This window comes from Bordetella sp. (assembly GCF_057362025.1).
On record NZ_JBMQQZ010000100.1, the window covers coordinates 1 to 18295 of the forward strand.

16 protein-coding genes are annotated in these 18295 nt (G+C 66.6%); 6 read left to right on the top strand and 10 right to left on the bottom strand.

What is annotated here, in order from left to right; translation table 11 throughout:
• A partial coding sequence (locus ACO1P8_RS22275) for a citrate/2-methylcitrate synthase (RefSeq protein WP_486298149.1) occupies positions 1–165 on the bottom strand: 165 nt, incomplete at its 3' end.
• 178 nt (positions 166–343) lie between these two features.
• Between ACO1P8_RS22275 and ACO1P8_RS22280 the strand changes: the two genes are divergently transcribed.
• Positions 344–1801: a short-chain fatty acyl-CoA regulator family protein gene (locus ACO1P8_RS22280; protein ID WP_486298030.1), complete on the top strand. Its 1458-nt coding sequence runs from the start codon at positions 344–346 to the stop codon at positions 1799–1801.
• A 51-nt stretch (positions 1802–1852) separates the two neighbouring features.
• On the opposite strand, the gene ACO1P8_RS22285 is transcribed toward ACO1P8_RS22280, so the two are convergent.
• The gene (locus ACO1P8_RS22285; protein WP_486298031.1) at positions 1853–3025 is read right to left on the bottom strand and encodes a GGDEF domain-containing protein; all 1173 of its coding nucleotides are present in this window, start codon (positions 3023–3025) and stop codon (positions 1853–1855) included.
• Between the two features lie 145 nt (positions 3026–3170).
• Here ACO1P8_RS22285 and ACO1P8_RS22290 point away from each other — a divergent pair, with 145 nt between their 5' ends.
• Positions 3171–3452: a cupin domain-containing protein gene (locus ACO1P8_RS22290; protein ID WP_486298032.1), complete on the top strand. Its 282-nt coding sequence runs from the start codon at positions 3171–3173 to the stop codon at positions 3450–3452.
• 159 nt (positions 3453–3611) lie between these two features.
• Positions 3612–4454, top strand: a complete 843-nt coding sequence (locus tag ACO1P8_RS22295) for a DUF899 domain-containing protein (RefSeq protein ID WP_486298033.1) — start codon at positions 3612–3614, stop codon at positions 4452–4454.
• A gap of 1 nt (position 4455) precedes the next feature.
• Here the strand turns inward: ACO1P8_RS22295 and ACO1P8_RS22300 are convergent, their stop codons facing one another.
• The gene (locus ACO1P8_RS22300; RefSeq protein WP_486298034.1) at positions 4456–5217 is read right to left on the bottom strand and encodes a YdcF family protein; all 762 of its coding nucleotides are present in this window, start codon (positions 5215–5217) and stop codon (positions 4456–4458) included.
• A gap of 327 nt (positions 5218–5544) precedes the next feature.
• Here ACO1P8_RS22300 and ACO1P8_RS22305 point away from each other — a divergent pair, with 327 nt between their 5' ends.
• Positions 5545–6894: an MFS transporter gene (locus ACO1P8_RS22305; RefSeq protein ID WP_486298150.1), complete on the top strand. Its 1350-nt coding sequence runs from the start codon at positions 5545–5547 to the stop codon at positions 6892–6894.
• 22 nt (positions 6895–6916) lie between these two features.
• Here ACO1P8_RS22305 and ACO1P8_RS22310 read toward each other — a convergent pair whose 3' ends face one another.
• On the bottom strand, positions 6917–7981 hold the full coding sequence (locus ACO1P8_RS22310; RefSeq protein WP_486298035.1) for an alpha/beta fold hydrolase: 1065 nt from the start codon (positions 7979–7981) through the stop codon (positions 6917–6919).
• A 329-nt stretch (positions 7982–8310) separates the two neighbouring features.
• Here ACO1P8_RS22310 and ACO1P8_RS22315 point away from each other — a divergent pair, with 329 nt between their 5' ends.
• Positions 8311–9399 carry a calcium:cation antiporter gene (locus ACO1P8_RS22315; protein WP_486298151.1) on the top strand — a complete coding sequence of 363 codons (1089 nt, stop codon included), beginning with the start codon at positions 8311–8313 and terminating at the stop codon, positions 9397–9399.
• Between the two features lie 30 nt (positions 9400–9429).
• On the opposite strand, the gene ACO1P8_RS22320 is transcribed toward ACO1P8_RS22315, so the two are convergent.
• The 5 genes from ACO1P8_RS22320 to ACO1P8_RS22340 form a co-directional block, all read right to left on the bottom strand.
• Positions 9430–10413 (bottom strand): Bug family tripartite tricarboxylate transporter substrate binding protein, encoded by a 984-nt coding sequence (locus ACO1P8_RS22320; protein WP_486298036.1) that lies wholly within the window; start codon positions 10411–10413, stop codon positions 9430–9432.
• Positions 10414–10480: 67 nt separating this feature from the next.
• Complete coding sequence (locus tag ACO1P8_RS22325; protein WP_486298037.1) at positions 10481–11440, bottom strand: ketopantoate reductase family protein; 960 nt, start codon at positions 11438–11440, stop codon at positions 10481–10483.
• Between the two features lie 10 nt (positions 11441–11450).
• Positions 11451–13205: a thiamine pyrophosphate-requiring protein gene (locus ACO1P8_RS22330; RefSeq protein ID WP_486298038.1), complete on the bottom strand. Its 1755-nt coding sequence runs from the start codon at positions 13203–13205 to the stop codon at positions 11451–11453.
• A 123-nt stretch (positions 13206–13328) separates the two neighbouring features.
• The gene (locus tag ACO1P8_RS22335; protein ID WP_486298039.1) at positions 13329–14777 is read right to left on the bottom strand and encodes an aldehyde dehydrogenase family protein; all 1449 of its coding nucleotides are present in this window, start codon (positions 14775–14777) and stop codon (positions 13329–13331) included.
• A gap of 657 nt (positions 14778–15434) precedes the next feature.
• On the bottom strand, positions 15435–16106 hold the full coding sequence (locus ACO1P8_RS22340; protein WP_486298040.1) for an RraA family protein: 672 nt from the start codon (positions 16104–16106) through the stop codon (positions 15435–15437).
• Positions 16107–16407: 301 nt separating this feature from the next.
• On the opposite strand from ACO1P8_RS22340, the gene ACO1P8_RS22345 reads away from it, so the two are divergent.
• A complete protein-coding gene (locus ACO1P8_RS22345; RefSeq protein ID WP_486298041.1) occupies positions 16408–17265 on the top strand; it encodes an oxidoreductase in 858 nt (285 codons plus the stop codon).
• Between the two features lie 16 nt (positions 17266–17281).
• On the opposite strand, the gene ACO1P8_RS22350 is transcribed toward ACO1P8_RS22345, so the two are convergent.
• Complete coding sequence (locus ACO1P8_RS22350) at positions 17282–18247, bottom strand: LysR family transcriptional regulator (protein ID WP_486298042.1); 966 nt, start codon at positions 18245–18247, stop codon at positions 17282–17284.
• Positions 18248–18295 lie beyond the last annotated feature (48 nt).

Below are 18295 nucleotides of genomic sequence, written 5' to 3' on the forward strand. Positions count from 1 at the left end.
CTCGAACTCGCTGCTGTCGGCAATGTCCAGAATGTCGTAGCCCCGGTAGTGCAGGTCGTTGCCGCTGCGGCCCACCGTGCACAACGCCGTATTGCCGGCAACCACGCCCGATAGCGCGACCGACTTCTTCGGCTTGAATCCCGTTGTAGCGCTTGCTTGGTTCACTTTGCCTCCTCCTGGTGTGACAAAAGCCCCTGTGAGGGCCGGATTTACAGTCTACGCATCTGCGGCTGCTATGTCAGGTTCATCTACGTGAAGCTTGGTAAAGCGCGCAGCGCCGATTTGCGAAGTTTGCGAATATCATGGATACCCCACGAACTGTTCGAACCGGGTTTCAGCGACGATGCGCAAGATTTTCATGGGGGTGCGGCTGCGCCGCCTCCGCGAGGAACGCAAGCTGACGCAGGCCGCGCTGGCCGGGCTGCTGCGGGTCTCGCCCAGCTATCTGAGCCAGATGGAAAAAAACCAGCGGCCCCTGACGATGCCCGTGCTGCTGCGCTTGCAGGAAGTCTTCGGCGTAGGCGCGGACGCTTTCTCGGAGGACAGGGAACGGCGGATGGTGGCGGCCTTGCGCGAGGTGGCCGCCGGCCTGCCGGCCACGCATGGGGACGGACCCAATGACGCCCGCATCTCGCTGGCCGAGATACGAGAGGTGGCAGCCAGCATGCCGGCCGTGGGACGTGCGCTTATCCAGCTGCATCGCCGGCACCGGGAGGCGGTGGACCGGCTCGAGGCCATCGCCGAAATGGTGGGCCAGGACGAAGGCCCGCCCGACATCGGCAGGCCCGTCATGCCGCCGCCCCCGTACGAAGAGGTGCGCGACTTTTTCTTTACGCATCACAACCATTTCGCCGAACTGGACCTGCGCGCCGAGCGCTGTCACGAGTCATGGGGCCTGGCGGACTGCACGCCGCCAGGCCTGGCGGAGCGGCTGGCCCGGCGCCTGCGCGAGCGGCACGGCGTTTCCATCGAAACGCCGCGGCTGGCGATGGGCCTGCAGCGGGCCTACGATCCGCAAGCGCGGCGCCTGCTCCTTCCCGCCCATCTGGAGCCCGGCCAGCAGGCCTTCCAGATGGCCACTCAGCTGGCCTTCCTGGAAACGGACGGGGTGCTGCGCCGCATGGCCGACACACCGCGCTTTTCGGGCGCCGCGGCAAGGCGGCTGGTACGCATGGGCCTGGCCAACTATTTCGCGGCCGCGCTGATCCTGCCCTACGGCCGCTTCCTGGAATCGGCCGAGGCCCTGCGCTACGACATCGACCTGCTGGGCCAGCGCTTTGGCGTGAGCTTCGAAACGGTCTGCCACCGCTTGAGCACCATGCAGCGGCCGGAGGCGCACGGCGTGCCCTTCTTTTTCATTCGGGTCGACCGCGCGGGCAATATCTCCAAGCGGCAGTCGGCCACGCATTTTCATTTCTCGCGCGTGGGCGGCACCTGCCCCCTCTGGAATGTGTACGAGGCCTTTTCCCAGCCGGGGCGCATCGTGCGCCAATTGGCCCGCATGCCCGACGGCCGCGTCTATTTGTGGGTAGCCCGCACGGTATCGCGCCACGCGGGCGGCTTCGGCCAGCCGGGCAAGGTTTTTTCCGTTGCGCTGGGCTGCGATGTCGAACATGCGCACCGCCTGGTGTATGCCAAGGGCCTGGACCTGCACGACGCCGAGGCTCCCACGCCCATCGGCATGGGCTGCAAAGTATGCGAGCGGCCGGACTGTCCGCAGCGGGCCGTGCCCTATATCGGCCGCGAGCTCGACGTCAACGAGAACGTCAGCAGCTTTACCCCGTACCCGATGGCCAGGTAAGGGCGCCCGCGGCCCCTGCCCCTTCGCCTTCAGCGCGCCGGCGAACTGGATTCATTCGGCCGCGGCGCCGGCGGCACGCGCCAATTCCAGGCGATTTCCGCCCAGCGACTTCGCACGGTACAAGGCGCGGTCCGCGGCTGCGAGCGCGTCGGACAGCGGAGGGATGCCGCTGTCGAAATACGCCAGCCCAATGCTGACCGTTGCCGGGATCCCGTGGCTGTCGACCTTATCCACCGCCGCATCGGCGAAGCGCTTCGCCACGGCTTCGCCCAGTTCCCGGGCATCGGCAGCATCCTTGCCGGACAACAGCGCCGCGAACTCTTCCCCGCCTATACGGGCAAGAATCGCATCGGCCCCAAGAACCGCGCGCGCGGTTTCCGCGAACGACTTCAGCACCCGGTCGCCGATGTGATGGCCATGCAGGTCGTTGATCGCCTTGAATTGATCCAGATCGAAAGCCAGGACCGCCACCGGCCCGTACCGCTCCCCGTCGCCCATGATGCGGGCACCCTCTTCGAAAAACCAGCGGCGATTGCCCAGCCGGGTCAGGTAGTCGGTTTGCGATTCGCGCAACAGCTGGCCGTGGGTCTCGTCGCGGATAAGCTTGAGCAGGGCCATCGGCAATACGACCGCGTACAGGACGCCCTCCAGCATGGTGATCTGGCTGGCGATCGACTGGGTCGCCGCGCCATACGCCGCCACCAAAGCGGGAAGGAGGACAACGCGCACGGCGTAGACCAGGGCATGCAGCCCGCCCAGCGCCACGACGACGTACCGCGACGGCAGCGCGGCCATCGCCTGGCAGCGCATCATCTCCCAGGCCGTCAACCCGCTCGCGATAGCGATGGGCGCCGCGCTGAGGTAATTCCAAACGACGTCCTGCCATCGGGCACCGCCCGCCGCCCACATCAGCGCGGCCGCCATCAGCAAAACCATCGACGCCCCGCGATACCGCCGGCCGCTCAACGAGCCGACACCGCCAAGGATGAGCAGATACCCTGACAGGATGACGAGGTTGCTGATGGCGAAACCGGCGGGCGCCGGCAAAGCCCCGCGGAAGAATACCGACGCGCAGCCGATGCCCAGCGTGGCATATCCCGCCGCCAGAATCCGCAACGTCGCGCCGCGCCTTGGATTGGAGCGATGTTCCCAGAACGTCATGCCGCCACTGGCGAAAAGCGTTCCGATCGCAAGGAAATAAAGGGTCAGGAGATCGAAGTGCATCCTGGATATAAAGGCACTGCGCCGATGTGTCCCGGCGGCTGGGCGATTTTACGTTGAAACGCGGCGCGATTCCCGCCCCCCCTTTGCGGGCGCCGGGAAATCCGCGTACAACGGATGTCCCCCAAGCCGGACGGTCCCTATCGCGATGGAAGAAACCTTCGAGCCCCTGCTCTCGCACCGCGGCATCCTGATCGAGCGCATTACCTCCCATGGCAACGTCACGCCGGCGGACCGCCCCTATCGCCAGGAACGCGACGAATGGGTCACGGTCGTATCCGGTGCCGCGCGGCTGCTCATGGAAGGCCAGGAGCACACGCTTCGTCCAGGCGACCATCTCTTCATCCCGGCCGGCGTGGCGCACTGGGTCACCTACACCTCGCCCACCGAGGCAACGGTTTGGTTGGCCGTGCACATGCCGGCCGGCTAGCCGGCCACGCTCCGTACCCCGACACGATTGTCACTCCACCGCCGGGATCCGCGGTGCCAGAATGCCCGTACCGCACACACCGCGCGATACGCGCGAACGGCCGCGGGTCGCGCGTGCCTCGCGCGTTCCGTGACATCGCACCGCAACCAGGAGAAGGCCATGACCGCCTCGATCAGAAACGCACCTCAAGACAAGCAACCCCTTATGCGCACGCCGCCCGTCGTATCGCCGCGGGATTGGGAGGCGGCCCGGCAACGCCTGCTCATCCAGGAGAAGGCGCACACCCGCGCCCGCGATGCATTGGCCGCGGAGCGACGGCGCATGCCCTGGATGGCCGTGGACAACGCCTATACCTTCCTGGGGCCCGCCGGCAAGCTCAGCCTGCCCGACCTGTTCGACGGCCGCCGCCAGCTGATCGTCTACCGTGCCTTCTTCGAGCCGGGCGTGTACGGATGGCCGGAGCACGCCTGCCGGGGCTGTTCCATGGTTGCCGACCAGGTCGCGCACGTGGCCCACCTGAACGCCCGCGACACGACGCTGGTTTTCCTGTCCCGCGCGCCGCAGGCGGATATCGCGCGGCTGAAGCAGCGCATGGGCTGGCAGATCCCCTGGTTCACGATTACCGATGGCTTCGATGCCGACTTCGGCGTTCATGAATGGCATGGCACGAACGTGTTCTATCGCGACGGCGACCGCGTGTATCGGACCTACTTCCTGAACAATCGCGGCGACGAACAAATGGGCGGCACCTGGAACTACCTGGACATTACGCCGCTGGGCCGACAGGAAACCTGGGAGCATTCGCCCGAAGGCTACCCCCAGACGCCGACCTACAAGTGGTGGAACTGGCACGACAGCTACGTCGCGGACGCCGAGCCGGACCGGAAGTGGGTAGAGATATCGGATGCCGGCGAGGCGGCGTTCCGCCAGGAAAGCGCGGCGAGAAGCGGCAAGCCGGATGCCGCCCCGCCGGCGGCATGCGTGCACTGCCGCGACGAATGAATCAAGCCTGGCCCGGCAAGGTCCGGGCCGCGTTCCATCCCATGGCGTTGTACACGTGGTAGCGGGCGATCCCGATGTACTCGTGCAAGGCGAAATCGGCCACCGCGAAGTTGTACGACAGCGGCAGCCAGGACGATACGGCCGTCAGATAGTCGGCGCGTGCCGCGACGGCATCGATACCGAAGTGCGCGAAGTACATCAGGCTGCGCCGCATATGTATGCCCGAAGACACCAGCAGGACGCGATCCGCGCCATGGCTTCGCAGCATGGGACTGGTGAATTGCGCGTTCTGCCATGTGTTCAGGCTGTTCGGTTCGAGCAGGATATCCACGGCGGGTATCCCCAACCGGACGAGGGCGTCCCGGTAGACCGACGCTTCGGGTTTGCCGTATCGCTGGGCGTCGCCGCCGCTGGCCACGATCTTGCAATCCGTGCGCGTTTTGCGGCAGTCCAGGTAAAGGCTGGCGGCTTCGACCAGGCGCGGATACGCGAAAACGCCGGGTTCGAACTGGCCCGTGCCCGGGATCCTCGCGGTACCGGCGCCCAGCAGGACGACGGCATTGCGCGTCCCCCACTCGAAGGCCGGCCTGCCCTGGTAGGGGGATTGCAGCCCCCCCAGCAACCACGCCGGCACCGGGCCGCAGCCCACGGCCAGGAACAGGACGAGTGCCGCCAGGTACAACGCCGCGCCGACCCGCCGCCGATGCAGCACGATAGATAGCGTGGCGATGGCGAGAATGGCGATCAACAGGGTTAACGTCATACGGTGCTTTCGGCATGCATGGGGATCGCGGGATTCGCGACGCGGGACCACAAAGTACCATCGCGGACGCGATCGTTCCCACCGCGCCGCCTGCACACGGTGTATCGCCGCGCCGGATTCTGACAATCCCATGAACTCGCCGCGCGCCCCGTTTTGACAAGGCGCGGGCGTCTGCCCGAGAATCTAGCCCCGTCCCCGCCCAGAGCCCCTGCGCCCGGCGCGTCCTCCCGGAACGGTGGCGATCGCCTCCTTCCCCTACCGCAGCATCCTGTGAACCCGCACAGCAACTTTCGCGTCATCGCCCTGGTGGTCGCCACGACCCTGTTCATGCAGAACATCGACAGCACCGCCATCGCGACAGCGCTGCCGGCAATGGCACGGGACCTGGACGTCAATGCGGTGCACCTGAGCGCCGCCATCACGTCCTACCTGGTGGCCATGACGGTCTTCATCCCCGTCAGCGGCTGGGTGGCGGACCGCTTCGGCGCCAAGCGCATTTTCATGTGCGCGATTTTCCTGTTTACCGCGGCGTCCTGCGCCTGCGCCCTGTCCAACGGACTTGGCGGATTGGTCCTCGCGCGCATCGTGCAAGGCGCCAGCGGCGCGATGATGGTCCCGGTGGGGCGGCTGGTGCTGCTGCGCGGCGTGCGCCGGGAAGACCTGCTTTCGGCGACCACCTGGCTCTCGATGCCGGCGATGGTCGGCCCGGTGATCGGCCCACCGCTCGGCGGATTCCTGACGGACACCTTCTCCTGGCGCAGCATTTTCTGGATCAATCTGCCCATCGGCATCCTGGGCCTGGTACTGGTCTGGCGGCTCATCCCGCATACGCAGACCGAACGGCCGCCCAAGCTGGATATTCCGGGCATGACCTTGATGGGCCTTGCCATCAGCGTATTCATGATCGGGGTGGAGACCGTCGGCCGGGGTATCGTGGCGCCGGAATTTCCATGGCTGGCCATTGCCCTCGGGCTGCTGTTCTTCGGGCTGACGGTCAGGCATTGCAGGCGCGTGCCGAATCCGGCCATCGATTTCTCGCTGTTGTCGATTCCCACGTTCAAAGCGGCCACCGCCGCCGGCAGCCTGTTCCGCGCCGGCGCGGGCGCCCTGCCCTTCATGGTGCCCCTGACGCTGCAGCTGGGTTTCGGCCTCTCCGCATCGCGCAGCGGCATGCTCACGCTGGCCAGCGCCGTCGGCGCGTTCTGCATGCGTCCCATGGCGCAGTTCTTCCTTCAGCGCTTTCGGGTGCGCACCATCCTGCTGGGCGGCTGTTACGCCTTCGCCGTCACCTTGCTGGCATGCGCGACGCTGACGTCCGACTGGCCGGAAACCGCGATCTTCGCGCTGCTGCTATGCGGCGGCCTGGCCCGCTCGCTGAACTTCGCCTGCATGAACGCCCTGACCTACGCCGATGTGCCGCCGCAGAAGCTTTCCGCCGCCACGTCCTTTTCCGGTACGGCGCAGCATCTGCCGCGCGCGGCGGGCGTCGCGGTGGCGGCCGGGATCATGCAGGTGTCAATGGTGCTGTCGGGCCGCGACCATGCCGCCCATTGGGATTTCGCCTGGTCGTTCATCGCGATCGCGGCAGTGGTGCTGGCAGCCGTGCCGGGCTATGCGGCGCTCAGCCCGGAAGCCGGAGCGGGCATTTCGCGGGGACGCTCCCGCAAGGTGGCCTGATCGCGGCGCGCGACACCCGTGCCTACCATCCCGCCACTTCGAGGACCGCGTTGGCGAACTCGCGCGGCGCTTCCTGCGGCAGGTTGTGCCCGATGTCGCCGGGCAGATCGATGTGCTTGTACTTGCCCGTGAACTTCTTCGCATACGCCGCGGGCGATGGATGCGGGGCGCCGTTGGCCGCGCCTTCCATGGTGATGGTCGGCACGGCGATGGCGGGCAGGCCGGCCAGGCGCCTTTCCAGCGCGTCATACTGCGGTTCGCCTTCGGCCAGGCCGAGGCGCCAGCGATAGTTGTGAATGGTGATCGCCGCATGGTCCGGATTGGCCAGGGACGCGGCGGAACGCTCGAAGGTGGCATCGTCGAACCGCCACTTCGGCGAGGCGGTCTTCCAGATCAGTTTGGCGAAGTCATGCCAGTTCTTTTCGTAGCCCAGCCGGCCGCGCTCGGTGGCGAAATAGAACTGATACCACCAGGCCAGTTCCGCCGCCGGCGGCAGCGGCTCGCCGTTGGCTGCCTGGGTGCCGATCAGGTAGCCGCTGACCGACACCATCGCCTTGCAGCGCTCGGGCCATAGGGCGGCGATGATATTGGCCGTGCGCGCGCCCCAATCGTAGCCGCCGATTACCGCGCGGCGGATCTGCAGCGCATTCATCAAGGCGATGACGTCCGCGGCCACCGCCGATTGCTGGGCAGTGCGCCTGGTGGCGTCGGACAGGAAGCGCGTGGTGCCGTAGCCGCGCAGGTGCGGCACGATCACCCGGTATCCCTTGGCCGCCAGGATGGGGGCCACTTCGACATAGCTGTGGATATCGTAAGGCCAGCCGTGCAGCAGGATGACCACCTGCCCGTCGGCGGGTCCCGCCTCCGCGTAGCCGATGTTCAGCGCGCCGGCATCGATCTGCTTGATGGTGGCGAACGCGGCGGCGCGGGCGCGGCCGGCTTTGCCGCCTTCCGGCGGGACAGCCTTTCCGGCCGGGGCGGCGGTATCCGCGTGAGCCAGGCCGGCAAGGCCGAGTTCCATGGCGCCGATACCGGCGGCGGCGGTACCGAGGAAACGGCGGCGGCGATTATTGATCTGGTCCGACATGCTTGATTCTCCCTGTGCAATTTGACGGGTGCCGCACTGTCCACAGCGGGCGGCCCGGCCGCATCCGGACAGTTCTCCCTCCCGGTCCCGGCTTGCACGCATTACATCGGGCCGATGTATCGGGCGTTTCTCGGCAGGCGCCCCGCCCGTATCGCCATGTAGCCGCCCATACCGCCGAATACAGTGCGATACATTCCGGCGGGCAGGCCCGCCCGCGTCCGGGTATCCGCCGCTTTCGCTAAGATACGGACCGCGCCATTGCATCGTATGGGGCGACGGTAGTTCACCACCACGGAGCGAACATGCAGCCAGAAAGCCACGCCGCCGCCATGCCGAAATCGGCCTGGATCTATCCCCTGCTCGCCGTGGTCTTCTATTTCGCGGCGTCCGCCTACGGATACGCGACGCCTTTCCTCCCCACCCTGGGCAATGGGGCGATCGCTATCCTGCTGGCCGTCGTGCTGTTCGGCACCATTTTCGCGGCCGTCTACCATGCCGAGATCATCGCGCACGTCACCGGCGAACCCTATGGCACCCTGGTCCTGACCGCCGCGGTGACGGTGATCGAAGTCGCGCTGATCGCCTCCATCATGATTTCCGACGAAAGCGGCAGCCCGGCGCTGGCGCGGGACACGGTGTTCTCGGTGGTCATGATCGTCTGTACGGGCCTGGCCGGCATCTGCATCCTGGGCGGCAGCCTGCGGTTTCGCGAACAGCGCTACGGCAGCGTCGGGGCCTCCGCCTATCTGACGGTGCTGATCGTCCTGTCGACGCTGACCCTGGTCCTGCCCAATTACACCCAGGAGGTCAAGGGCCCATCCTATTCCGACATGCAGCTGGTCTTCGTCGCCGTGATGACCCTGGTGCTGTATGCCGCGTTTCTCTACATCCAGACGGTCAGGCACCGTGAATATTTCATCACGCTGTCCGACGATACCCCGGACCACACCCATGCCATCTCCGGCCGCATGGTGGCGACCAGCATCGTCCTGCTATTGATTGCCCTGGGCGCCGTCGTACTGCTGTCGAAGAAGTTCGCCAACGTGGTGGAGTTCGGCCGCGAGGCCATCGGCGCCCCGCCCGCCGTCACGGGCCTGGTGGTCGCCATACTGGTGCTGCTGCCGGAGGGCATCTCGGCGTATCAGGCGGCCCGGCGCAACGAACTGCAGAAGTCGCTGAACCTCGCCCTGGGCTCGTCGCTGGCCACGATAGGCCTGACTTTCCCCGCCGTGACGGTACTCAGCCTCGCCCTGCACAAACCGCTGGTGCTGGGTTTGGAGCCGGGGGAAACGGTACTGATGACGCTGACCCTGGTAGTCAGCATCCTGACCCTGGGCAGCGGGCGGACCAACGTGCTGTACGGATTCGTGCACCTGGTGATCTTCGGAACGTTCATCTTCATGACATTCCTGCCTTGACGGCTTGCCCGCCCGCGGCCCGGGGCACCTTCAGTTGGGCTGTATCCCCGCGTCCCCGGCGATCTTCTTCCAGAAGGGGATTTCCTGGGCGATACGAATGGCGAAGGCCTTGGATGTACTGCTGGCCGGCGTGATGGACATGCCTTCCACCCGTTTGCGCACGTCCTCGTCGGCCATGATGGTCTTGATCGTCTGTTCCAGCCTGGCGACCACGGGCGCCGGGGTCCCGGCGGGCACGAACAGGCCGCTCCACAGTTCGACGTTCATATCGATGCCCAGCTCCTTCAGCGTGGGCGTATCCGGCAGGAAGCTGGTGCGCTGCGGCGATGTCACGGCCAGCGCGCGCACCCTGCCGCCGGACATGCCTTGCATGGCGGGCCCGGAGTCCACCAGGGTCATGGTCACATCGCCGGTACTGACGGCCATCATCGACTCATAGCTGCCCTTATAGGGGATGTACTCGAATTGCGTCTGCGTCCGGCGCTTGAACAGCTCGGTTATCAGCTGGAACGAGGCAGAGCTGGCGCTGTAATTGGACTTGCCCGGATGCGCCTTGGCGTAGGCGACCAGGGCCGGCAACGACGCCGTATCGGGATTGGCTTTCTGCGTAAGCAGCACCAGCGGAAAGGTACCGACCAGCGAAATCGGCGTCAGGTCCTTTTGCGGATCGTAAGGCAGTTTCTTGTACAGGGAAGGATTGAACGAGATCGGCCCGCTGGCGCCCATCAACAAGGTGTAGCCGTCCGGCCGGGCCTTGGCGACGAAGTTCGCGCCGATGATCGAGCCGGCACCGGGTTTGTTCTCCACGATGACAGGCTGCTTGAGCAGCGTGGACATTTTCTCGCCCACCACGCGGGCCAGAAGGTCGTTGGCGCCGCCGGTGCTATAGCCGACGATGATGGTAATCGGCTTGGACGGATAGGCGTCTTCGGCATGAACGGCGGGGGTGCCCAGCACGGCGGCCGTCACGGCAACCGCGCCCAGGCAGCGCGTGGGGAAACGCGTCAGGGTCATCGATGTCTCCAGGTGTTATCGCTATTTGCATCGGCTTCTACGGCCGCATCGCGGGTCGGAATCGGGGTCAGGAACTGTGGGCGGGCGGGCTCTCCTTCAACTGGATGGCGCGGGCCAGCTCCAGCCCCTTCACCAGCCTGAAAACGGTGCGGCACGCCGTGACGTCGACGCCCAGGCGGTCGCCCTCGCGCACGACATAGCCGGTCAGTTCATCGATTTCGGTGGGCACGCCTCGCGCCAGGTCCAGCGCCATGGAGCCGGCATGCCGCGTGATGGGCCGCTGCCCGGCGCGGGTCTGCTTGACCAGTTCCATGGGGTCGAAGGCCAGGCTGCCGCCCAGTGCCGTGACGACGGCGACGCATTCGCGTGCCAGGTCGTCGATCAGGTCCCGCACCTCGGGCACGTCGTAGCGGGCGCGGTTCACGCCCAGCAACAAGGCGCCCACCGGGTTCATCACGGCATTGAACACGAACTTCGACCACACCGCGTCCATCGGATCCGGGATGGCCTGCGCGGGCAGCCCCGCCTCGGTCAATAGCGTCGCCAGCCATGCGCAATCGTCCACCGTACCGCGCACGGGCCCGATCCAGGTGGTGTTGCCGCGGATCAGGTGTTCGACGCGCCCCGGGCCCAGGAAGCGGCCCGCGTCCAGCGTGACGCCACGGGCGACCGGGCCATTCCCGCCGGACAGCAGGGTCTCGCTGTTGCCCATGCCGTTCTGCAAAGTCAGCAACAAGGGCGTGCCCTCCAGGACCTCGCGCAGCGCGGCCCACGCCGCGGCGGTCTGGCCGGACTTGGTCAGGAAGACGACGGCGTCGAAGAACACGCCGGCCAGCTCGCCGGCGCCCGTCACGGCACGCAGCGCGACCGTGCGCGATTCGGCCCCTTCGACGCGCAGGCCCTCGCGGCGGATCGCCTCGATATGGATCGCGTTGACGTCCAGCACGGTCACCTGCGCGACCGCCTGCAGGTGGGCAGCGAAAATCCCGCCCATCGCGCCGCAGCCGACGATCAAAATGTGCCGCATCGCCATCCCCTTACAGCGAGGCAATGCGCACGTGCATGACGGCGGCCTGCCCCGCATCGACGGCGGCCAGGCAGCGCCCGATCGCGGCCTCCAGGTCGCCCGGCTCGACCACGTATTCGCCATGCGCGCCGAACGCCGCCGCCACGCGATCGAAGCGGCGCTCGCCGGCACCGACCAGGCGGGCCTGGAAGTTGTCCACGCCGGCGGCCTCGCCATCCGGGTAGACGCGCAACACGGCTTCCTTCACGGCCTGCCATCCGCCGTTGTCCAGTACCACGGTGAAGATGGGCAGCCGGTACTGCTGCGCGACCGCATATACGGACGTGGGCGTGGAAAAGTGGAAGCCGCCGTCGCCCACCACCTGCACCACACGCGCATCGGGACGCGCCAGCTTGACGCCCAGGGCCATGCCGCCGCTATAGCCCAGGCCGCCGCCGGAGCATCCCAGCAAGGTCAGCGGCAGGCTGCGCGGGATCTGTCCCAGCACCGCCGGCGAATTGCGGATCGCCTCATTGACCACCACGTCGTTGCTGGAAATGGCACGGCCCACTGCGGCGCAGACATGTTGCGCGGACAGCGCCCCGGCCGTCCCGGGCTGCGCGGCGGCACGCGCCAGATTTGCCTTGCGTTGTTCGTTGTCCGCCGACCAGGCCTCGCGGCGCTGGCGCGCGCGCGCGTCGAAATCCGGTGTCGCCAAACGTTCGACAGCCGCCAGTATCTGCTCCAGGGCGCGGCCGCAATCCGCCTGCAGGCGCCGATGCGTCGCGAAGCCCCACATCGGGAAGTCCTTCTTGACCGCATCCACATCGATGTGCGTCCAGGCGGTCTGCGGATTTTCGCTGGCGAAGGCAGGCAGCCATGGCACATCCACGTCCAGCAGCATGCCGAAGTCCGCGCCGGCCAGGCCCGGCTTGGGGTCGAACCCGCCGAAGCACGCGGCATCGCGCGGCACGTTCATGTAGGTGGGCATGAATTCGTAGACGCGCATGCCGCATCGGTCCGCCAGCCGTGTCAGCGCGTGAACCGCGCGCGCACTGCGGCCCAGGTACGCCGTCACGGCGATGGGCGAGCGCGCCGCGATGAGATCGCGGGCGATGGCCTCGACGTGTTCGGGATCGATGCCGCCCGCCGCAACGGCACCGAAACGCTCGGCCGGATAGGCCGGTATCTTCGGTGCCGGACATTGCTCGGCCAGCGTTTCGCGTGGCAGGGTCATATACACCGGGCCGGGCGGATCGCTCTGCATCATCGTGTGTGCCCGGCGCAGCGCTTCCTTGGCCACGACACCGGAAGGCAGGGTGTACTCCCACTTCACATACGGACGCACCAGGCTGCCGATGTCGAAGGGATCCTGGACGAAGTGCACGTAGTTGTCGCGCGACGCGGGCAGTTCGCCGCGCAATGTATAGGGCGCCTTGCCCGCCATCAGCATCACCGGCAGCCGGCTGCGGAACATATTGTGCATGCCCATCGCGGCATTCGCCGTGCCGGCATCGACGTGCACCATGACCGCCTGCCCACGTCCCGTCATCGCGGCGTAGCCGGCCGCCATATGCATCGCCACGTTTTCGTGCGGACAAAGCACGGTGGCGGGCGCGCGCCGGCCTTCGCGCTGCCACCGGGCCAACTCCTCGATCAGGGTCACGTGATCGGTGCCCAGGTTCGAGAAGATGTACTCGATTCCGGTATCGGCCAGCCCCTCCAGGAAATAATGCGCGGTTGTGCGAGTGGCCTGCGCGTCGGGCGCCAGGTGCTGCTTGTCCATATCGTCTCCGTTGTGTGGCGCCGTCATGGCGTCATCGTTCCTTCCCTGCCTGCGAGCCGGTGGCGGCCGCTTGCGATCGTCGCCACCGTTGGTGCGCACCGGCCGTCATTCGCGCGGACCGGTTCAAAGACCTGTTTCGAAGTAGTAGTGCTTGGTTTCCAGGAAGTCGTTCAAGCCTTCCGCGCCGTGCAGGCGGCCGTAGCCGCTGTCGCCATGCCCGCCGGTTTCGGCCTCCGCGAACAGGCGGTTGTGGGTATTCGCCCAGACCGTCCCGAAACGCAGCCTGGCGCCCACGCGTTCGCCGCGCACGCCGTCGCCCGTCCACACGCTGGATGCCAGGCTGTAGCGCGTGGCGTTGGCGCGGCGGATCGCGTCCTCTTCATCCTTGAAGCGTTCAACGATCAGCAGCGGGCCGAACAACTCGTGCTGCACATAGTCGGAATTCAGGTCCTCGATGGCCACCAGGCTGGGCGTCAGGAAAGCACCCTTTCCAAGCGCGCCGCCCGGCGTTTCGCCGCGCACCAGCACCTCGCCGGCATCCGCGGCGCGCGCGACGAGACCGGCGATACGGTCGCGGCTGGCGATATCGATCAGGCTGCCCATCTGCGATTGCGGATCGCTGCCCACTCCGACTCGAACCGCGCGGAAAGCGTCCGCCAGGCGCCGAGTGAAGTCGGCGTAGACGCTGTCCTGCACCAGGACGCGAGCGATGGCGGTGCATTGCTGCCCGGCCATGATCAGGCTGCCTGCCGTGATGCCCTTGACGGTGGCATCCGACGCGCCGTCGGCGAAAACCAGCGCGGGCGCCTTGCCCCCCAGTTCCAGCGACAGGCGCTTGAGCGTGCCCGCGGCGGCGGCGGCGATCTTCTTGCCCACCGCCGTCGATCCCGTGAAGCTGACCACATCCACATCGGGCGACTCGCACAGCGCCTGGGACACGGCGGAACCGCTTTCGATGACGGAATTGACAATGCCGGCGGGCAGGCGCGGATCGGCCGTCAGGCACTCCAGGGCCAGGTTATGCGCCAGCGCTGTCTGGAAAGCGGGCTTGATCACCGTCGCGCAGCCCGCGGCCAACGCCGGGGCCAACGAACGCACCAGCAGGGTAATGGGCGCGTTCCACGGCAGGATGATGGCCGCCACGCCGGCCGCTTCGCGCCGCAGCGATGCATGGCAGCCTGGCTCGACCTCGATGACCCGGCCGAACAGATTGCGCGCCAGACCGGCGTAGTACTTCAGTTCGGATACGCCGGCCAGGATTTCACCCAGCGCCTCGCGCCGCAGCTTGCCGTTCAGCGTGACCAGCCAGTCGGCGATCTCTTCCTTGCGGGCTTCCAGGCGCACGGCGAAATCCCACAGCACTTCGGCGCGCAGGCGCGGCGACCGACGCCAGCTGGGCTGCTCGAAGGCGCGGCGCGCGGCATCGATGGCGGCCAGCGCTTCGTCGATGCCGCCGTCGGCGAAATGCGCCGCGGGCTCGGATGTCGCGGGATTTTGCGACAGGCCCTGCCGGCCTTGTCCCGCCACGGATTCGATCCAGGCGCCGTCGATATAGTGCTTGGCAAGCTGCATGCGTGTAGTCCTCCTGTACTCGGTGCAAATGTGGCGCGCCAGGGACAACGTCGCGGCGCCGCGAAGGCGTGCGTATCCATCGCGCTCGGTCGCCCGCTGTCCCGGCGTGGCGGCCGGCACGTTCTGCTTGGGTAGTCGGTATGGCGTCGCGGGGGCATGGCGCTATGGCGCGCCTTGGCCGCATGACAGATTGCGCTATGAAGACCGGCCTTGCGCCAGACCGGGCGCAAGCTTGTGGGAGAAATCCGGCACCCGACCGGGCACGCGGCGGCATGCCAGCGAGGACATCGACGCAGGGCTGCGAAGTAAAACAGAATGTACGAGGGCACGGCGGATGCCGGCGCTGCTACACATGGCCATGACAGTCTCCATATAGCTGGCCGCACCGCGCGGCCGCTATGCCCATGTCCGGCGACATCAGTCACCCCGGGCTCTTGGCGGATTCATCGTGCCGGCCTGTGCCGCCGCGATCGTCCGTCCTCTTTGTCTATCGTCTTCGACGGAAATTATCCTGTCGGAGCCATGCATTCCGAAATGAATTTAAATTATCAACCATAACGCCCGGGATATACCTCGCCGGGCGTTGGTGGGCGACAGCGCCGCCCTCCCGTGGGGAGGGGTCGCGTAGCGACAGGAGGGTAGCGGCGCCGCGCGGGATCAGCCTTTCAGGCATCCCAGCGCCTTCAGGCGCGCGTCGACCCAGCTGGTGTCATGCGTGCCGGCCGCGATATTCGCGAAGGTCTTTTCCTCCGCCGCGTTCTTGGCCTTGCCCGCTTCGTAAACGGCTTCGACATCGGCATAAGGAATGCACAGCAAGCCATCCTCGTCGCCCAGGATCAGATCGCCGGGTTCGATCGTCATGCCATCCAGCGCGATCGTGCAGTTGATTTCGCCCGGGCCATCCTTGTACGGACCGCGGTGCGTGACACCCGCGGCGTAGACCGGAAAATCGCTGCGGCGCAGCGCGCCGGCATCGCGTATGGATCCGTTGATCACGATGCCGCCCAGCTTCCGGCTCTTGGCGTAGGTCGCCATGATCTCGCCGATGATGGCATTGGTCAGGTCGCCGCCGGCATCGACCACGATGACGTCGCCGGGCGCCGCGACATCGAGCGCCTTGTGCACCATCAGGTTGTCGCCGGGCCGCGACCGCACGGTCAGCGCCGGGCCGGCCATGTACGTGCCGTCATGCATGGGCCGCAGGCGCGGCCCGCCGGCCGTCATGCGCGACATGCAGTCGCTAAGATTGGCCACCGGCATGCCGACGAACTTGGCGGCGACGTCGGCGGAGACGGCGCGTTGGCGGGGGTGGATTGCAAAACCGATCATGAGAGATTCTCCGTGTGTGGCTCGTGCGGTAACAGATTCGGGCTGCCGTCAAGCGCCCAGCGGCGGCAGGGCAGCGCCCACATCGTAATCGACCGAAGCTGGCGACGCGCTGGCAGTCGGCTGCCCGCCGCCGCCGACCGTGGCTGAAAACCGGTATTGACAAGTTTTTGTTGTCAATCAAGTCAGTATTCCGTGGCTAGGCCGACCGGCTCCGGATCCCTAAAGTGGCATCCAACGCGGCACCAGACTTCAAGCAAACACGCCGCGCCCCACTGATCTCGAAACCTACGGGAGTACCGCCATGACGACCTCATCCTCTTCCTCCATCAAGCGTGTCTGGTTCATCACCGGCGCCGCGCGCGGCCTCGGTGCCCTGATCGCCGACGCCGCGCTGGCCGACGGCAACGCCGTCGTCGTTACCGGCCGCAACGTCGCCGCCCTGGCGGAACGCTTCGGCGATTCGCCCAACGTCCTGCCCGTCCAGCTGAACGTGACCGACGCGACTCAGGCACAGGCCGCCGCCAGTGCCGCGGTCGCGCGTTTCGGCCGCATCGACGTCGTGGTCAATAATGCCGGCTTCGGCCTGCTGGGCGCGGTGGAAGAAGCCGACGACGCCGACGTGCGCCGGATGTACGACACCAATGTCTTTGGCCTGCTGAACGTGACGCGCGCCGTCCTGCCCCATATGCGCGAACGGAAGACCGGCCATATCGTGAATATCTCGTCTATTGGCGGCTACCGCGCCGCTGCCGGCTTCGGCGTGTACTGCTCCACCAAGTTCGCGGTAGAAGGCCTGACCGAAGCCCTGCACGACGAACTGGCGCCGCTCGGAATCCACGCCACCGTGGTCGAGCCGGGCTATTTCCGCACCGACTTCCTGGATGCATCGTCCCTGGTCAAGTCGCCGGCCGTCATCGCGGATTACGCCGAAACAGCCGGCAAGGTGCGAGAGCATGCCGCGCGGATCAGCCACCAGCAGCCGGGCGATCCCAAGCGCCTGGCAACGGCCATGATCAAGCTGATCGACGCCGAACGTCCGCCGCTACGCATGCCCTTTGGCACCGACACCCTGGCCGCCATCGCCGGCAAGAATGCGTATGTCGCCGAGGAAACCGCGGCTTGGCGCGAACTTGCCGCCTCGACGGATTTCCCGAAGTAAGAGATAGCCGCCAGCATCACACCTTGAGCCGAGTCCTTCGCCTGGGCGCCGGCTTGCCGACGCCCAGTTCCTCTTGGTTCAAGTGCCATTCCGTGCTGGCCAGAAGCCGCTCCGTCATGAAGTCGATGAACAGCCGCACGCGTGCCGGCATCTGCGTGCGCCGGGCGTAGCACAGATACATCGCGATCCGCTGCACCGTGTGCGGCAGCAGCAACGGCACCAACTGCCCAGCCCGGATCGACGGCACCGCGGTGAAACTGCCCAACTGCCCTATCCCCAGCCCCCCTAGCACCGCGCGGGTTTCCAGTTCGGGATCATTGATGCAGAAGGACGGCGGGATATCGCGATAGACGATTTCTTCTCCCACCTGGAATTCCCAAGGTGCCACCTTGCCGGTATTGGGCTGCAAATAGCCGGTGCAGCGGTGCGAAACCAGGTCATCGATGGTCGCGGGAGCGCCATGCCGCACCAGATAGTCCGGCGAGGCGCAGACGATCAGCTGGATGGGCAGCACCCGCCGCGCGATGATTCTTCCGTCCGGCTGCTGGCCCGCCCGAAAGCCGACATCGATGCGTTCGGCCACCCAGTCCTGGAAACGATCCTCCAACTGGATGTCCAGCTGCACGTCCGGGTATGCCTGCGCGAATGCCTCGAACAACGGCCACAACACGGTACTGCCCACGCTGCGCGGCGCCGTGACACGCAAGGGGCCGCTGGCCAGATCCGCGTGACGGGCGCTGGCCATGGCGTCGTTCAGCGCCTCCAGCGGCGATTGGACCGACTCCAGGAAGCGCCGCCCCTCGTCGGTCAGACTGATCTGCCGCGTGGTGCGGTGGAACAGGCGTATGCCCAGGTGCTTTTCCAGCTGCGTGACAGCCAGGCTGGCGGCCTGCGGCGTCACACCTTGCTCGATGGCGGCCTTGCGCAGGCTGCCCAGCGTGGCCGTCCTGACGAACAGCGAAATGGCGCGGATTTCGTTCACTGGATTCCTTACTCTGCCGCTAGACAAGGATGCCGCATGAAGCGGCAG

Coding starts and splice junctions, on each gene's coding strand:
- ACO1P8_RS22280 (WP_486298030.1), top strand. CDS start 344: ATGCGCAAGATTTTCATGGGGGTGCGGCTGCGCCGCCTCCGCGAGGAA.
- ACO1P8_RS22285 (WP_486298031.1), bottom strand. CDS start 3,025: ATGCACTTCGATCTCCTGACCCTTTATTTCCTTGCGATCGGAACGCTT.
- ACO1P8_RS22290 (WP_486298032.1), top strand. CDS start 3,171: ATGGAAGAAACCTTCGAGCCCCTGCTCTCGCACCGCGGCATCCTGATC.
- ACO1P8_RS22295 (WP_486298033.1), top strand. CDS start 3,612: ATGACCGCCTCGATCAGAAACGCACCTCAAGACAAGCAACCCCTTATG.
- ACO1P8_RS22300 (WP_486298034.1), bottom strand. CDS start 5,217: ATGACGTTAACCCTGTTGATCGCCATTCTCGCCATCGCCACGCTATCT.
- ACO1P8_RS22305 (WP_486298150.1), top strand. CDS start 5,545: ATGCAGAACATCGACAGCACCGCCATCGCGACAGCGCTGCCGGCAATG.
- ACO1P8_RS22310 (WP_486298035.1), bottom strand. CDS start 7,981: ATGTCGGACCAGATCAATAATCGCCGCCGCCGTTTCCTCGGTACCGCC.
- ACO1P8_RS22315 (WP_486298151.1), top strand. CDS start 8,311: ATGCCGAAATCGGCCTGGATCTATCCCCTGCTCGCCGTGGTCTTCTAT.
- ACO1P8_RS22320 (WP_486298036.1), bottom strand. CDS start 10,413: ATGACCCTGACGCGTTTCCCCACGCGCTGCCTGGGCGCGGTTGCCGTG.
- ACO1P8_RS22325 (WP_486298037.1), bottom strand. CDS start 11,440: ATGCGGCACATTTTGATCGTCGGCTGCGGCGCGATGGGCGGGATTTTC.
- ACO1P8_RS22330 (WP_486298038.1), bottom strand. CDS start 13,205: ATGGACAAGCAGCACCTGGCGCCCGACGCGCAGGCCACTCGCACAACC.
- ACO1P8_RS22335 (WP_486298039.1), bottom strand. CDS start 14,777: ATGCAGCTTGCCAAGCACTATATCGACGGCGCCTGGATCGAATCCGTG.
- ACO1P8_RS22340 (WP_486298040.1), bottom strand. CDS start 16,106: ATGATCGGTTTTGCAATCCACCCCCGCCAACGCGCCGTCTCCGCCGAC.
- ACO1P8_RS22345 (WP_486298041.1), top strand. CDS start 16,408: ATGACGACCTCATCCTCTTCCTCCATCAAGCGTGTCTGGTTCATCACC.